Below are 429 nucleotides of genomic sequence, written 5' to 3'. Positions count from 1 at the left end.
CAAAATCGGTGGAGCTGCATGACAAGGTCATCGGGCATTATCTGAACATAAAACACTATCAGTAAGTTGGAGTCATTACCGGTTCTCTTTGTCTTTTAGTGATTCTATAAACCTCATTACGTCTGAATATAAAAATCTATTATTTGATTTATGTGGCTCATGAGGTTGTGGGATGGTCTTGTTTTTGAATGTGCCAGTTTTCTTAATGGCAAAGATTAACTCACCTTCTGTTATTCCTAACATTTCAGCAAATGTTTTTGCTTCTATAGTTACTGACTTCATTTAATTAACTCTCATGGTATCGATTTTCTTTACCGGCATCTTTAACAATGGTGCTCGTTTCTAGTGTGGCACTGTTGCAAATAGTCGGTGGTGATAAACTTATCATCCCCTTTTGCTGATGGAGCTGCACATGAACCCATTCAAAGG

Annotated in this window: 2 protein-coding genes; one reads left to right on the top strand and one right to left on the bottom strand. The window is 37.5% G+C overall.

Annotation, left to right across the window (positions count from 1 at the left end):
- Positions 1–65, top strand: a 65-nt coding sequence (locus OGY07_RS01885; protein WP_071603212.1) for an IS1 family transposase, incomplete at its 5' end; no start/stop codon positions are given.
- 10 nt (positions 66–75) lie between these two features.
- Here the strand turns inward: OGY07_RS01885 and OGY07_RS01880 are convergent.
- On the bottom strand, positions 76–282 hold the full coding sequence (locus tag OGY07_RS01880; RefSeq protein WP_001749967.1) for a hypothetical protein: 207 nt from the start codon (positions 280–282) through the stop codon (positions 76–78).
- Positions 283–429: the final 147 nt, after the last annotated feature.

Source organism: Citrobacter sp. Cs237, assembly GCF_030332325.1.
In the GTDB taxonomy this organism is placed as follows: Bacteria; Pseudomonadota; Gammaproteobacteria; order Enterobacterales; family Enterobacteriaceae; genus Citrobacter_A; species Citrobacter_A sedlakii.
This window is presented reverse-complemented; position numbering and strand designations above follow the sequence as displayed.